The organism is Vibrio sp. KUL80, from assembly GCF_059725495.1.
Genome location: NZ_AP045842.1, coordinates 360,164 through 375,507 on the forward strand (window position 1 = coordinate 360,164; position 15,344 = coordinate 375,507).

14 protein-coding genes and 2 pseudogenes are annotated in these 15,344 nt (G+C 45.4%); 10 read left to right on the forward strand and 6 right to left on the reverse strand.

What is annotated here, in order from left to right; translation table 11 throughout:
- Positions 1-81: 81 nt before the first annotated feature.
- Positions 82-825, reverse strand: a complete 744-nt coding sequence (locus AC6I8U_RS18240; protein ID WP_498019195.1) for a type 1 glutamine amidotransferase — start codon at positions 823-825, stop codon at positions 82-84.
- Between the two features lie 171 nt (positions 826-996).
- Between AC6I8U_RS18240 and AC6I8U_RS18245 the strand changes: the two genes are divergently transcribed.
- The 4 genes from AC6I8U_RS18245 to AC6I8U_RS18260 all read left to right on the forward strand — a co-directional run bounded on the left by AC6I8U_RS18245 (position 997) and on the right by AC6I8U_RS18260 (position 4,022).
- The gene (locus AC6I8U_RS18245) at positions 997-1,248 is read left to right on the forward strand and encodes a DUF2999 family protein (RefSeq protein WP_042470114.1); all 252 of its coding nucleotides are present in this window, start codon (positions 997-999) and stop codon (positions 1,246-1,248) included.
- 111 nt (positions 1,249-1,359) lie between these two features.
- The gene (locus tag AC6I8U_RS18250; RefSeq protein WP_498019196.1) at positions 1,360-2,487 is read left to right on the forward strand and encodes a ribosomal protein uL16 3-hydroxylase; all 1,128 of its coding nucleotides are present in this window, start codon (positions 1,360-1,362) and stop codon (positions 2,485-2,487) included.
- Positions 2,488-2,820: 333 nt separating this feature from the next.
- Positions 2,821-3,555, forward strand: a complete 735-nt coding sequence (locus AC6I8U_RS18255) for a nucleoside recognition domain-containing protein (protein ID WP_128650410.1) — start codon at positions 2,821-2,823, stop codon at positions 3,553-3,555.
- Positions 3,555-4,022: a YjiG family protein gene (locus AC6I8U_RS18260; protein ID WP_042470104.1), complete on the forward strand. Its 468-nt coding sequence runs from the start codon at positions 3,555-3,557 to the stop codon at positions 4,020-4,022. Before AC6I8U_RS18255 ends, AC6I8U_RS18260 begins: the two co-directional genes overlap by 1 nt.
- Positions 4,023-4,094: 72 nt before the next feature.
- On the opposite strand, the gene AC6I8U_RS18265 is transcribed toward AC6I8U_RS18260, so the two are convergent.
- Complete coding sequence (locus AC6I8U_RS18265; protein ID WP_498019197.1) at positions 4,095-6,092, reverse strand: HAMP domain-containing methyl-accepting chemotaxis protein; 1,998 nt, start codon at positions 6,090-6,092, stop codon at positions 4,095-4,097.
- Between the two features lie 155 nt (positions 6,093-6,247).
- Here AC6I8U_RS18265 and AC6I8U_RS18270 point away from each other — a divergent pair.
- The 5 genes and pseudogenes from AC6I8U_RS18270 (at position 6,248) to AC6I8U_RS18290 (ending at position 9,562) form a co-directional block, all read left to right on the forward strand.
- Positions 6,248-7,120 (forward strand): annotated as a pseudogene (locus AC6I8U_RS18270) (LysR family transcriptional regulator).
- 76 nt (positions 7,121-7,196) lie between these two features.
- Complete coding sequence (gene tnpA, locus AC6I8U_RS18275; RefSeq protein ID WP_498018161.1) at positions 7,197-7,508, forward strand: IS66 family insertion sequence element accessory protein TnpA; 312 nt, start codon at positions 7,197-7,199, stop codon at positions 7,506-7,508.
- On the forward strand, positions 7,505-7,858 hold the full coding sequence (gene tnpB / locus AC6I8U_RS18280) for an IS66 family insertion sequence element accessory protein TnpB (RefSeq protein ID WP_498018162.1): 354 nt from the start codon (positions 7,505-7,507) through the stop codon (positions 7,856-7,858). Before tnpA ends, tnpB begins: the two co-directional genes overlap by 4 nt.
- 59 nt (positions 7,859-7,917) lie before the next feature.
- On the forward strand, positions 7,918-9,447 hold the full coding sequence (tnpC, locus tag AC6I8U_RS18285) for an IS66 family transposase (protein WP_498018980.1): 1,530 nt from the start codon (positions 7,918-7,920) through the stop codon (positions 9,445-9,447).
- The gene (locus tag AC6I8U_RS18290) at positions 9,416-9,562 is read left to right on the forward strand and encodes an IS66 family transposase (protein WP_498019594.1); all 147 of its coding nucleotides are present in this window, start codon (positions 9,416-9,418) and stop codon (positions 9,560-9,562) included. Before tnpC ends, AC6I8U_RS18290 begins: the two co-directional genes overlap by 32 nt.
- A 226-nt stretch (positions 9,563-9,788) precedes the next feature.
- Here the strand turns inward: AC6I8U_RS18290 and AC6I8U_RS18295 are convergent, their stop codons facing one another.
- A complete protein-coding gene (locus tag AC6I8U_RS18295; protein ID WP_498018163.1) occupies positions 9,789-10,907 on the reverse strand; it encodes an IS110 family RNA-guided transposase in 1,119 nt (372 codons plus the stop codon).
- A gap of 46 nt (positions 10,908-10,953) precedes the next feature.
- Here AC6I8U_RS18295 and AC6I8U_RS18300 point away from each other — a divergent pair.
- Positions 10,954-11,142, forward strand: a pseudogene (locus AC6I8U_RS18300) (transposase domain-containing protein); the annotation flags it as partial.
- 473 nt (positions 11,143-11,615) lie between these two features.
- On the opposite strand, the gene AC6I8U_RS18305 reads toward AC6I8U_RS18300, so the two are convergent.
- Genes AC6I8U_RS18305 through AC6I8U_RS18315 form a run of 3 tightly spaced genes read right to left on the reverse strand, consistent with a single transcriptional unit; the run spans position 11,616 to position 15,342 of the window.
- Positions 11,616-13,220 carry an ABC transporter ATP-binding protein gene (locus tag AC6I8U_RS18305; protein WP_498019595.1) on the reverse strand — a complete coding sequence of 535 codons (1,605 nt, stop codon included), beginning with the start codon at positions 13,218-13,220 and terminating at the stop codon, positions 11,616-11,618.
- Positions 13,221-13,230: 10 nt separating this feature from the next.
- Positions 13,231-14,253, reverse strand: coding sequence for an ABC transporter permease (locus tag AC6I8U_RS18310; protein WP_498019198.1), 1,023 nt, complete (start codon positions 14,251-14,253; stop codon positions 13,231-13,233).
- Positions 14,254-15,342: a microcin C ABC transporter permease YejB gene (locus tag AC6I8U_RS18315; RefSeq protein WP_042470094.1), complete on the reverse strand. Its 1,089-nt coding sequence runs from the start codon at positions 15,340-15,342 to the stop codon at positions 14,254-14,256. It abuts the gene before it with no gap.
- Between the last annotated feature and the right edge of the window lie 2 nt (positions 15,343-15,344).

A 15,344-nucleotide genomic window follows, 5' to 3' on the forward strand; every position in this document is an offset into this window, starting at 1 on the left:
ATCATGCAACCATAGATAATTAAGGGTGTTACTCTACTGAGCGACACCCTTTTTAGTTTCTAACCGATCCTATGATGTACGCTATTTAGCTGTGAGTTCTAATTCGTTCTGACTTAAATATCGATGGTTGCAAAAGTAAAACGCGCTAATCCAGTGAAGCACTAAGCTTGAATCTTGAGGTTTGTTAATCTGCTCTAATGCATCAAAGTAATGATTTTCTGTGATTAAAGAACGTCGTTTTTCAATAAGAAGTCGAGTAAATTCGGCGCTAAACTCCGGGTGCCCTTGCACCGTCAAAATATGGTTGTCCTTTGCCAGCATGAAGTTGGGACAAAAGTCATTGGTCGCCAATACTTTCATGCCGCTGGGTACTATAACCACTTGGTCTTGATGGCTCACTAACATTCTTAAAGAGTCGACGGATAGATTCATCCATTTCTTTTGAGAAGTAATGCTCACTTCGTAGCTGCCAAGCCCCCAACCTTTACTCGATTTTTCAACCTTGCCACCCAATGCACGAGCAATTAACTGATGACCGAAACATATCCCCACCAGCGGCTTATGGCGGGCTTCACAGCTTACTATCCAGTCACACAGTGCCAGAATCCAAGGATCATCATCGTAAGCGTTCATCACGCTACCCGTGATGATAAATCCGTGGCATGAATCCAAGTCCGGCAACTCGCCTTTTGTTGCGTCAAAATCAGCAAACTCGAAGGTGTTATCTACCGCTCCAAGATTTGCAGAAATCATATCTGCATATTGACCACTTTCGTCACTTAGCGGTGGGTCTACATGTCCACACGTTAATATCCCTATTCTCATTGCTCACCTATATCACTGTTAGCACACAAATTTTTCCTTCCATTTGAGTATAGAAGCCACTCCGCCGATTGCCATTGAGAGTAGCGCTTTTCACTTTCAGTGACGGTTCTCTAATACCAAAGCTAGTGTTAAACTTAGCGCCAACATGTCATGTATTAAAAAGGTAAGACAATGAACCCAATTATTGCCCTATTGAAAGAGAACAATATTGGCGACGCTCAGATCAACGAGATTTTCGAAACACTCACTCAAAACCCACTCGCGGCGATGGCAACCATCAGCCAGCTTGGTCTGCCTCAAGACAAACTACAGCTTCTTATGGGTCAAGTTATGCAAAACCCTAACCTAATCAAAGAAGCGGTTGAAGAGCTAGGACTGGACTTCTCTAAAGTTGAAGCAGCGAAAGAGCAACTGAACAAGTAGTCATTATGCGTCAAGGCGTTGTAGTTTCGAAACACCTTGACGCCTACCTATAACTACAACGACACCTAATCTCTTACTGCCTTCTTCAGCCTCCAAAATAGTAGAATCACCATGTACCAACTAAGCGATAACCTTGAAGACTTCCTCGCCAGGTATTGGCAAAAGCAACCCACTATTATCAAAGGTGGATTTGTTGACTTTACCGATCCTATTTCTCCAGAAGAGCTCGCAGGGCTTTCAATGGAAGAAGAGATCGACTCTCGATTTGTGTCAAATGCCAACGACCAATGGCAAGCGGAGCATGGCCCATTCTCTGAAGACAAATTTGCCGACCTTGGCGCGAGCCACTGGTCTCTGATTGTTCAGGCGGTTAACCATTGGCATGCAGGTGCCGCTGAACTCGTTGAGCCATTCAAGGCGCTACCTCAGTGGCTGTTTGATGATCTCATGATTAGCTATTCGGTCGAAGGGGGTGGCGTCGGTCCACACATTGATCAATACGACGTATTCATTGTTCAAGGCTCTGGTAAACGCCATTGGCGAGTGGGCGCTAAAGACGTTGGTCAGTACAAAGAGACCAAGCGCCACGAAGCACTTCGCCAAATTGAATCGTTCGACGCCATCATTGATGATGTGCTCGAGCCTGGCGATATCCTATATATCCCACCTGGTTTCCCACACGACGGTTATGCGTTAGAGCCATCAATGAGCTATTCAGTTGGCTTTCGTTCACCGAAGGAACAAGAGCTAATCAGTAACTTTGCAGATTACATTCTCGCCCATGATTATGGTGATGTGCACATGCACAAACCAGAGCTTTCGACTCAAGAACACTTCGGTGAAATCACCTCTGGAGATCGAGAGACTCTAACCCAGATGCTGACCTCAGCACTTGAAAATGAAACCACAGTTAAAGACTTTCTTGGCTGCATGTTAAGCCAGTCTCGTCACCAATTGAATATTATTGAACCAGACACTAAATGGACGTCGGAAGAAGTAGCTGAGCATCTTTCACAAGGTGGTGAGCTATATAAGGTCGCCGGTCTAAGAGCTTTAGTTCATGAAGATGAACCGACTATGGTGTACATCAATGGTGAGGTTTTCAAACTGGCCGAGTCACAGGTTTGGTTGGCACGTGCACTGACTAATGAAGACGTTCTTGTTGACGTTGAACCTAACACTCACGTTGTTCCTCTGCTTACCGAACTGCTAAACAAGGGCTACTGGTACGCAGAGTAAGCGATGCTTAGTTCAATCTACAGACCTAAAAAATGGCGCTCACAAGAGCGCCATGATATTGCAATGTATGTCGTTTAACACCGTATCCGACCAATATCTAATGCGGACACACGATAACATCCTCTTCTACTTCAACCAGATTTCTTAACTAGCATTAGCTTATCTAATTCAACTCATTAACAGAGTTATATCTAATTTTAGGACTATTTCACAGTTACATATTTGGTAATAATTAGTTTCATAAAAATAATCCTTCATTTGATTCGGATCAGTATTCTGGCACATGGAAATCCTCAGACTATGCACTCTGTTCCAGTCTCTAAGGACCCCCCAATGTCTGATCTAACAAAAGAACGTAAGGTGACAATAGGAAGCTATATTGCTCTGGCTTTCGCTATTGTCTTTTTCTCAGGATTACTCCAATCAAACGAATGGTATGGTGTTTTCGACTTCACCACGCTAAACGGTGCGTTTGGCCAAGTTGCCCATAACGTAACGGAAACCGAAAACGGTGTTCAAGCGGCTACCACCTCTTTCCGTGGTGTGGGTGGCAGCGGTGCACGTGACGGCTTTATCTTCGCTTTAACGCTAATTCCAACCGTGATGTTCGCTCTCGGTATGATCAACGTACTTGAGCACTACGGTGCATTAGATGCTGCTCGCAAACTTCTATCGCCACTTCTACGTCCACTGATGGGTATTCCAGGTAACTCTGGTCTGGCTCTAATCGCTTCTTTGCAAAGCACCGACGCTGGTGCGGCGATGACACGTCAGCTTAAAGATGAAGGTCACCTGACTAAGCGCGAAACCGATGTCTTTACCATGTTCCAGTTCACTGCCGGTGCAGCGATCGTTAACTTCTTCTCATCGGGTGCCGTGCTATTTACGCTGACTATGATGGACGGTTCACTAGCTGTAACCTCTTCTATTGGTTTGGCAGTAGCAGTCATGTTCCTATTTAAATTTGTCGGCGCTAACTTGTTCCGTGTGTACCTAAACATCACAGAGGGCAAAGAAGACAAATCATCCAAGCAAGACGAAACTAACGCACAGCAGGAGACCGCATAATGAGCGAAGTAAAAGCAAAAAAACCTATGGTCACTGATATCTTCGTAGAAGGTGCGAAAAAAGGTTGGGTTATCGCAACAACGTCTACTGTACCTAACGTACTGATGGCATTCGTTATCATTAAGGCGCTTCAAATTACTGGTGCACTGGATGCAATGGGCGCGATCTTCGCACCTATTATGGCCATCTTTGGTTTGCCAGGTGAAGCGGCGGCAGTATTGATTGGTGCTTGGATGTCGATGGGTGGTGCAGTTGGTGTGGTTATCACGCTATTTGACCAAGGTATCTTGAATGGCTCTCATATCGCGATCCTTGCCCCTGCTATCTACCTGATGGGCTCTCAGATCCAATACATGGGTCGTATCTTGGGTCCAATCGGTACAGAAGGTCGTTACATTCCTGTCATGATTGCTATCTCTGTATTGAATGCCTTTGGTGCTATGTTCTTAATGAACATTCTGGTGTAACCACTCACCGCTTATCAGAGAGAAAAATGCCCATCGTTTGATGGGCATTTTTTTGTTTCTTTCTGTCAGAGCTTAGACTTTAAAGTTCGATACCTGAGCATGAAGATCACCAACATTGCTCGTCACCTGCTCGGTCACTTGGTTCGCTGAACGTGTCTGCTCCGCGACAGCGCTCAATGAATCGTTGATGTCGTTAACGAGACCCGAGATCGTCTGTGTGGCATTCGCTTGCTGCTCTGCTGTCGCAGCTAGGCTTTCCATTTGCTCATTCACCAACTCCACTTGTTCAGCTGAGGATTGAATACGACTCAGTGCCTGATGGGTCTGTCCCATGGCATCAGACGCTATGGCTGTCCCTTCGTTGATTTGCTGTTCGACTTTGTTGGTTGAAGTGCGAATCGCTTGAACGATAGCGTTGATCTCAGTTGTCGACTCTGTGGTTCGACTTGCCAGCATTCTCACTTCATCTGCAACGACCGCAAAGCCTCGTCCTTGCTCACCCGCACGCGCCGCTTCAATCGCCGCATTCAGCGCTAGCAAGTTAGTCTGTTCTGCCAACCCTTCAATCACTTCCGTCACTTTGCCAATGGCTTGGCTTTCATTACTTAGCTGCTCAACAAGCTGTTGTGCGTTCTGAATCGCATCGACAAGTGACGTCATATTACTGTGATTCTCGGTTAGCATACTCTCACCAGAGGCTAACTCTTGTTTAGCGTCCACCAGCGCAGATGAAGAAACCTGAACTTGGCTTGCAGTTTGCTCTGAACCCACAGCGACTTCTGATAGAGAGTGACCAATATTGTCTAGGCTTGAAGATTGCTGTTCAACTTGCTCAAGACTTTGACGGCTGTTCTGGGTCAAATCCCCCATTCGCGCTTCCACCGCCTCTACACTGTGTGAGACCTTACCCACCACCTGAGCTAACGACTGGTTCATAGAGTTAATTGATGTCATGAGGTCAGCAAGCTCGTCGTTACCCGCCACCTTGAGTGGTTCACTCGACACATCACCTGCTGCAATCAACTGTGCTCGTTTAGCGATAAGAGAGACTCGCCCACCTATCTGGCGTCCTAAGAAATGAGAAACCAAGAAGGCAACCGCAAGTACGATGGCGCAGCTTATCGCCAAGATCGCAATCAACGACGTTACGCTGCTTGAAATATGCGTTTCCGTCTCGCGAGCTTTTTGCTGTTGCGTAGACACGATGCTGTTGAGTTCAGTCTGCACCGCATCAATCGCAGGCAGTAGTGCACTCGCCATGAGATAGTTAGATTCGTTCCAGTTAGGGGACTGTCGAAGCTCTATCACTTGCGCTGCCAGCGGCGTGTAAAGCGATTTCATTTCGTTGAATAGCGACCAAAGGCTCTGATCGCTACTGCTTAGCAGGTCTGTCTTATAGCCGATTTGCTCGACAACTTTTGCATGCGCTTTAATGAAATCGTTGTATTTTTCTAGATAATCCTGATTGCCGTACTGAAGATAATCACGCTGAGCAGCAAGTGCATTAGCAAGCGAGTTATACGCATCGGCATAAAGCTTAAATAAGTGCTTTCTTTCCCCACCTTCTGAGCGACCTGCTTCGTCGTTGATCAAGCCTTGTAGTTGGTCTAGCGCAACCTCGGCAATCGGTGCAGCTTCATTGATGAATAATGCGTGTGCAGGCAAATTTTCGTTGGTTTGAGCAATGTCGAGGATTTGGTTTGCCGACTCTTTAATCAAGCTCCAACTGTCGTTGATCGCCTGATAGCTTTGGTCTGATAGCAGCCCCTCAAGGCTCAGTAGCTGAATGTCGACGCCATCCATATGTTGGAGGACACTTGCTTTAGATTGCTCGACTTGCTCTTCACTGCCCACAAGGAGCATATGGCCTCGCAGTTCAGACACGGTAGTTTGTAGCGATTGACCTAACTGCCTACTCGCGTCAACGGTTGGCAAATCATACTGCAACAATGAATGGGTTTGTGATTGCAGCCCATCAACACTACGATACACAAACAGAGATGAGACGATAAAAAGTACACCAAGCGCCAGATAACTCGTCCGAAGCTTACCCGATATCGAGAGTTTCATCCTTAAACCTCTATAAAATACAACTGATTTGACACTATATCGGCAACCAACGAGAATTTTAAACAATTTGTTTATATTTTTGTTACTGAAGGTTTTGCAGTGCTTGATATTTGTACTTAAGATTGAAAACAGACCTTGTACAATGAGATGTTTTCATGGCTAAAGACTTATTCGCTAACCTCGATCTAAACCTCCTTCGCACCTTCATCATTTTGAATCAAGAACGCAATATGCGAAAAGCATCAGAGCGTTTATTTGTCTCACAACCTGCCGTAAGTAAAGCCCTTCAGCGTTTACGAGATCATTTTGAAGATGAGTTATTTGTGAAGACGCACCATGGTTTGCGAGCGACAGAGAAAGCGAATCAGTTAGCAGAATCTATCTCGCCACTGATGGATGAACTTGCCAGTGCGGTTAATCATTCCAATGAGTTTGATCCGGCCGAATTAGATGTGACGCTCAAAATCGCTATATCACCTTTCCTTCTTTCTGGTATCGCTAAAGACTTATTTAAATCGATACGCTCAGAAGCTCCGAATGTACAAGTTCAATTACTAAACTGGAGTAAATCGACTATTCAAGACATAGTAAATGATGATATACAGTTTGGTTTGAACTATACCATTGGCCATGCTCCAAAAGAGTTGCTTCAGAAGAGGATCATCGAAGACTCTTTTAAAGGTTACGTACGAGCAGACCACCCTTAACCAAAAGATTATATTGAGGTTGATGATGGTGTAGATTTTGAAATCGCGACATTGATTGCTGCTGACTGGAATTCCAATCAATCAGTGTCCGAGAAAATCATTAGAATGAGAGGACATGAGCCAAACATCGCATTTCGCTCTGAGCTACCTTCAGCCGTCATCGATGTCGTAAAAAATTCAGACATGATGTTCCCTGGGTCAAGCTACCTCAACCTCGACACACATCCCGGCCTTCGATCCCTGGATATCTATTTTGGAAAAGTAAGCATTGATGCGGAAATCAATGCCGTATACCACCATAAAAACCGAAACAGTGCGTAAGCGCATCATAAACCCCGCATTCTAATCACCTAGAACGAACAATAAGATCAAATCTCCAACCATAAGGAGATTTGAAATGGGAAAACGACGCACTAACCAAGAATGGCAAACGCTTATCGAGCAATCTGAATCGAGTTCCTTGTCAATACTCGCTTTTTGCAAACTCAAGGAGATCAACCCTTCGACGTTTTATGCCAAGCGCCAGCAGCTCAATAAAATTGAGGTTTCTCAAGGCTTCGTAAAAGCTGAAGTTGTCGAAAAGACAACCAAGTATCAAGCGACAGTGGTAACGGCTAACATGACTCTGCTCGTCAATGATGTTGAGCTGAGCATCCCACAAGGCACGCCAGCCGCTTACTTAGCAGAACTCATCGGAGCGCTATCATGAAACGCATGCTTAGCGCTCCAGAGATTTATTTATATCGTGAGAGTGTCGACTTTAGAAAGTCCATCAACGGCCTCGCCGCGATTATCGAAAGTGACACCGACTTACCTTTAGGAAGTGGCGCACTGTTCCTGTTCACCAATAAACAGCGCGACAAAATCAAGGTATTGTACTGGGATAAAACAGGCTTTGCTCTTTGGTACAAACGCCTCGAAAAAGCCAAGTACAAATGGCCATCAAAAGAGAAAAATGAGGTGTTTACCCTGACTCAATTTGAGCTTGATAGGCTGCTTTCAGGCTTCACGATTATCGGCCATAGACCCGTAAGAATAAACGATTTTACAATGACTTAAACGATAATAAAGCCTTATATACCAAGCGTTAGCGGCATGATTTCAGTATAATAAATGCCATGAAAAAGACGCCAAATATCAACCCAGAAAGTCAAGATGTTGCCGAGCTACAAGCGATGGTGAAAGCGCTCATGGCGTCAGAAAACCGATTGAAACAAGAGCGCCAATCGCTACTTGAACAACTCAAGTTTGCCTTCGACCGCCAGTTCGCTAAACGCTCGGAGGCGTTAAAGCCTTACGATGCATCTCAAGGTGACCTCTTCAACGAAGTGGAATGTGAAGCCGCTAAGGAAGATGAGGTTGAGGTCACGACAACCACCACAACGAAGAAACGTGGTAAGCGTAAGCCACTTCCAAAAACCTTGCCTCGTGAGGTTATCGAACTCGATTTAGACGACCATGAAAAGCAGTGTGCGTGCTGCAAGCATAACCTGCATAAAATCGGTGAAGACCGCAGTGAAAAGCTAGAGTTCTCGCCAGCGGTACTCAAAGTGCTGGAATATGTTCGTCCTAAATATGCTTGTCGTCAGTGCGAGCAAACTGAAGAAAAAAGCCACATCGTTCAAAAACCAGCGCCGCAAAGCATTATCCCTAAAAGCTTCGCGACAGAAAGCCTGCTGGCCAATATCATTCTTGGCAAATATCAATACGCGATGCCGCTGTATCGCCAAGAGTCGCTCTTTACCCAATCGGGTATCGAACTATCGCGCACGACTATGGCAAGGTGGGTTATCCAAGTCAGTGAAAAGTTCGCACCGCTTTACGCGGCCTTGAAAACACACCTACTTGAACAAGTGGTGGTTCAGGCGGATGAAACGCCGCTCAATGTCCTCAAGGAAGATAAGCAATGCTACATGTGGCTATACTGCTCAGGCGCAGACTCGCCAGAAGTCGCACTTCCCAACGTGAAAAATATCGCCTTGTACGACTATCAAAACAGTCGCGCGAGGGCGTGCCCTGTTGCCTTCTTGGGGGATTACAGTGGTTATCTGCAAACCGATGGCTATGGTGCTTATGATGGCCTTCATCAAGTAACCAATGTCGGCTGCTTGGCGCATGCACGTCGTAAGTTCATGGATGCTAAGAAGCTTCAAGGTAAAGGTAAGTCAGGCAAAGCAGATAAAGCGTTGGCCAAAATCCAGAAGCTGTATGGAATAGAATCCCGCTTAAAAGGTGCGTCTGTCGAAACACGAAAAGCTGAACGCCAACAGCATGCCAAGCCAATACTGGATGAGTTGTACGAGTGGATGACAACTCAACAAGTGATAGCGTCTAGCCCGTTGGGTAAAGCGATAAAATACACGCTTGGACAATGGCCGAAGCTCATCCGCTACATTGACGACGGTCACTTATCGATAGACAATAACCGTGCTGAACGCGCAATTAAACCGCTGGTCATTGGCCGAAAAAATTGGTTATTCTCGGCCAATCCTAACGGGGCTGACGCGAGCGCGATGCTTTACAGTATCGTGGAAACTGCAAAAGCCAACGGCCTTATCCTATACGACTACATGGTCAAGTGCATGAAAGAGCTGGCAAAAGCAGAGCCAGATGTCGATGCGCTCCTACCTTGGAACTTCAAACATTAGTCATATCGCCCCGTGGGTTCATGGGGCGTTTACCAATAACCGTGCTGAACGCGCAATTAAACCGCTGGTCATTGGCCGAAAAAATTCTTATGACCTTTTTCAAGTTTTTAGGTAAAACCTCTCTCTCCTCTGTGAGATGAGGCATGTTTTCAACGCTAGAATTGCCTGAAAGTGAATCAGCAATTACTTGGGTTATACATACTCTTATTCGGGGATCTTTAGCCCCAACATGGTTTTCGTAATGAGTTTACCTCTATCTGGCTACTAGCATCTAACCAAGTGGTCGCTTAAATTCTTGACGAGGATTACTCACCAGAGCTTCTTCACTTTCAAGCAAATTTTTAAACGTTCTGGTTTCGAGTAGTAACTGCAATGTCCCACATGAATCCAAGCAACTCTCTAGCAACAGCAGTAATTGCTATTTGTGATTTTTTCCCTTTAGCTACCAAGCTTCGGTAACGAAAGCATAACCGCTGTTGAGCTTTCCAGGATATATCTTTGGCTTCTTGGCATACGCTATCTGGTCGATTCGTGATTAGCCAACTACCGACCTTAGCATTGTTTCTATATGCCCATGCAGCCTCATACAGAAGCCGTCTTAACTCAACATTTCCAGCCTTAGTGATCCCAGCTTTACGAGTAATACTACCACTTGAGTGCTCTCCAGGTATTAGACCAAGAAACGCCATTATTTGTTTAGGATTACTAAATCGAGAGAAATCACCCAGCTCAGCCACGACGGAGATTGCAATAGTACGTCCGACACCTTTTAAAGCTTGCAGTTGATTAACCAGGCTATAAAGCGACCAGTTAGGAAGTAACCTATCAATTTCTTGGTCTAGTTGCTCAATACGATTTTCTATTTGCTCCAAGCTTTGTCGATAGTGTTCGTAAGCTATTTGTTGAGACGCCAAGGGGAAAGATTGGTTGGCTAGCCATACTCGATGGCGCACAGTCCACATTTTCTTTTCGTACTTTTTCCCCGTTCTCAGAAGAATGCTTTGAATTCGCTGCTTTGCAACCTTAGTATCTTTCTTTGCACAACTTCTGGCTCTCACAAGATCACGCATAGCTTCATGTGTCATGTCAGGTACCCAGACATCAACTAACTCGCCCGCTCTCAACAACCTCGCTAAAGCGACGGCATCGCGATGATCGTTTTTGATCTTGTTGGTTGATATCTTAGGTATTCTAGAAGGAGCCACAACGGTACAATCTATGTTCATGCTAAGTAGCAACCTATACAGCCCGTAGCCTGTTGGGCCTGCTTCGTAGCAGACAAGGATCGTACTGTGTAGCTTGATGAGCTTCTTCATTAGACGAATAACGGCATCCTTTGCTGAAGAAATGTTCCCATAAAAGCGAACTTCTCCCTGCCGTTCTGGACTTGCAATCGCAACAGCAATCGTATCCTTGTGCACATCAAGCCCAATATAAGCAGAATAGTTGACGGGTTCCATATTGATGACCTCCAAAAACGCACCATAGGTGAGTCTTAGTATATAAGGTCATACCATCTGGTTATTCTCGGCCAATCCTAACGGGGCTGACGCGAGCGCGATGCTTTACAGTATCGTGGAAACTGCAAAAGCCAACGGCCTTATCCTATACGACTACATGGTCAAGTGCATGAAAGAGCTGGCAAAAGCAGAGCCAGATGTCGATGCGCTCCTACCTTGGAACTTCAAACATTAGTCATATCGCCCCGTGGGTTCATGGGGCGTTTACAATATAATGATTGGGTCTTCTACAGCAATTTCGAACTTCAATATATTGATAGATATAAGGAGACACTTGATCTACCGATTATAGGTCCGGTTACTATTGACTCTCACACTGTAGCATTGAACAAATTAGTAGGATTTAGCTATGACATAAATACCGTCATATCGATTCTCTCGTCATATGGGCATGATAAGCGCCATATAAATCAAAGCAAAGTCTCAGGGAAATCTGAGCATATTGCCAAGTTAAAATCAAACCACGATAGCTATGTAAATCTCGGATTTGCTTTGGATCTATGGGGAGTAAAACCCCTTCTGTCTCACCGTTTCAATCTAGAGGACTCTTCATTAAACTATTGGGACTTTAATTTGTCTTTCGACTTTTAGAGAAAGGTCCATATTTGAAGATAATTACTTCTCAATTTGGACCTATTTTCAAAATCACTAGAACGCAGACAAAGAAACTAGCGTTTTGGTGTACTCTTTTTCTGGATTCGCAAACAGATGTTGCGTGCTACCCTGCTCCACAATTTGACCGTCTTTCATCACTATCGTGTAATGACACAGCGATTTAACGACATTCAAGTCATGGGAGATAAACAGGTAAGTCAGGCCGTGCTTCACTTGTAACTCTTTCAATAAGTCTAAAACCTGAGCCTGAACCGTCCTATCCAACGAGGAGGTCGGCTCATCGAGCAATATGAACTCTGGCTTAAGAATCAGCGCACGTGCAATAGCGATGCGTTGCCTCTGACCACCAGAAAACTCGTTTGGATAACGGTGCCTTGTTTCTGGGTCGAGATCCACCTCTCGCATCACATCGCAAATCATAGAGTCTAAGGTTTGCTCGTCATGTTCAAAGTGAACTCTTAAACCTTCCCCGATAACTTGGGCAACAGACATCCTCGGGTTTAAGGCTGAGAATGGGTCTTGGAAAACGACCTGCATCCGACTCCGATAAGGCAGCATGCCTTTGCGGTCTAGTGATTGAATATCCTGACCATCAAACTCAATCAAGCCTTCACTTTGAACCAGCTTAAGAATCGCCATACCCGTCGTTGACTTACCAGAGCCGCTCTCTCCTACTAAGCCGATAGAGTAGCCCTGTTTCAGTTCAAACTTCATATTGGTCACAGCTTTAACATGGTCGATAACACGTTTGAACAATCCGCCTTTAATTGGAAACCACACTTTAAGGTTTTCAACAGACAGCAAAGGTATCGCTTGCTCATTCACCTCAACAGGTAGACCTCTTGGGTCGGAGTTAATAAGCTTCTGCGTGTATGGATGGCTTGGAGTAGTGAACACCTGCTGGCACTCTCCGACTTCAACTAATTTACCTTGCTGCATAACGGCGACACGGTCTGCGATACGACGCACGATACTAAGATCATGAGTAATGAACAGCATCGCCATCCCCATCTCTTTTTGCAGGTCTTTTAGCAAATCGAGAATTTGCGCCTGAACAGATACGTCCAACGCAGTAGTTGGCTCATCAGCGATCAAAAGTTCAGGTTCATTGATAAGCGCCATCGCAATCATGACGCGCTGTCTCTCACCACCAGAAAGCTCGTGAGGATACGCAGTAATCTTCTGCTCAGGATTACGAATCCCAACTTTTTTGAGCCAGCTGATTGCCAGTTGCTCTGCTTTATTGGTTCGCATACCACGGTGAACCGCTAGTGTTTCAACTAGCTGACGTCCGATTTTATGCAGTGGATTAAGCGAGACCATCGGCTCCTGGAAGATCATTCCAATACGACCGCCACGAATACCTCTCAATTGGCGCTCTGAGCAATTGAGCATATCAATATCGTCAAACTTAATATGACCGTTCAAATAGTGACTAGAACCTTTTGGTAACAGCTTGAGAATAGAGTTGGCCGTGACCGATTTGCCAGAGCCACTTTCGCCAACCAGTGCCAGTGTTTCACCCTTACGAATATCCAGCGATACATCGAACGTCACCTGTTCGATGTTCTTACCTCGACCAAAACCCACCGATAAGCTGTCGATTGAGAGAACGTGTTTAGGATCGTCTTTTGTCATCATCCTCTCCTTAGCCTTGTTGGTGTGGGTCAAATGCATCGCGAACGGCTTCGCCCGCAAAAACGAGAAGGGTTAGCATAATCGACAACACCGCGAACGCAGATAATCCGAGCCATGGCGCTTGTAGATTTGCTTTACCTTGAGCAAGCAGCTCACCAAGTGATGGTGAACCTGCAGGTAGACCGAACCCTAAGAAATCTAGCGAGGTTAATGTCGTCACAGAGCCAGAAAGAATAAACGGCATCATGGTCAGTGAGGCTACCATCGCGTTAGGCAGCATATGACGTAGCATGATACGTTTATCATCAACGCCCATGGCATGGGCTGCCTTTACATAATCAAAGTTTCTGCAGCGTAAAAATTCAGCCCGAACAACGCCAACCAAGCTCATCCAGCTAAACAGCACCATAATTCCGAGTAGCCACCAGAAATTCGGCTCTACAAAGCTCGATAGGATAATCAAAAGGAAAAGTGTCGGCATCCCCGACCACACTTCGATAAACCGCTGCCCCAGTAGATCAATCCAGCCACCGTAATAGCCTTGCGTCGCACCAACCGCGACACCAATTACGCTCGATACCAGCGTCAAAATAAAACCAAACAATACGGAAATTCTAAAACCGTAAATCACCCTAGCTAGGACATCTCGCCCTTTGTCATCAGTACCCAACCAGTTCACGTTGTCAGGCGCTGATGGTACGGAAGCGACAATATCGTAGTTAATGGTGTCATAACTGAATCGAATCAACGGCCAGATCAAAAACCCTTTTTCTTCAATAAGGTCAATGACATAGGGGTCTGTATAGTCAGCTTCAGTTTCAAACTCTCCGCCAAACTCTGTTTCTGCGTACTGTTCAAAGATCGGGTAGTACCATTGATTGTCATACTCGACCAAAAGTGGTTTATCGTTGGCAATAAACTCGGCAAATAGACTAAAGAAAAACAGGACCAAAAAGATCCATGTCGACCAATAACCTCGCTTATTTGCTTTAAAGCGTTGCCAACGTGCTTTCGTGAGAGGATTCATTGCCATCTATCGCGCCTCGAAATCGATACGAGGATCCACCCACGTATAAGTTAAGTCAGAAATAATGCTCAAAATCAGACCCAATAACGTCATTATGTAAAGCGAGCTAAATACCACTGGGTAGTCACGTTGAATCGTTGACTCAAAGCCTAACAGCCCTATCCCCTCAAGTGAAAACATCACCTCAATCAGCATCGAACCGGTAAAGAAGATACTGATAAAAGCGCTGGGGAATCCAGCAATGATGATTAGCATGGCGTTGCGAAAAACGTGCTTGTAGAGAATGCTACTCTCATCGAGACCTTTCGCTCGAGCCGTCACGACATACTGCTTATTGATCTCATCAAGAAACGAGTTCTTAGTCAGCATACTTAAGGTCGCAAACCCACCAATGACCATGGCCAAGATTGGCAGCGTTAGGTGCCAAAAGTAATCAATGATCTGCTGGTACCAGGTTAGCTGGTCAAAATTACTCGACACCAATCCACGCAAAGGGAACCAACTAAAGTAGTTACCACTTGCGAAGAAAATAATCAGGATAATCGCGAATAGGAAGCCAGGGATAGCGTAACCGACAATCACCACAGCACTCGACCAGATATCGAATCGAGAACCATGGTGAATAGCTTTGAGAATCCCGAGCGGTATCGATATCAGATAGATAATCAGCGTACTCCACAATCCCAGAGAGATGGACACGGGAAGACGCTCTTTAATCAAGTCAATAACATTACCACCTCTGAAAAGACTATCGCCAAAATTAAACATGGCGTAGTTTTTCAGCATATCGAAATAACGTTCGTGCAGCGGCTTATCAAAACCAAACTGGATTTTAATGGCTTCAACAACTTCAGGATCTAGACCACGAGAGCCTTTATAGCCTGTCGCCACGTCACCTTGGTCGGTATCCAAGTCAACCTCTGTACCCCCACCACTGAATCGCTCCATGATGCCAGAATCTAGCCCCTGTGCTTGTGCAATCGCCTGTTCTACAGGCCCCCCAGGAGCAATCTGAATGATAAAAAAGTTGATCGTAATAATCGCCCAAAGCGTTGGAATCACCAACAACAAGCGTCGGAATATATAGGCCGCCATTG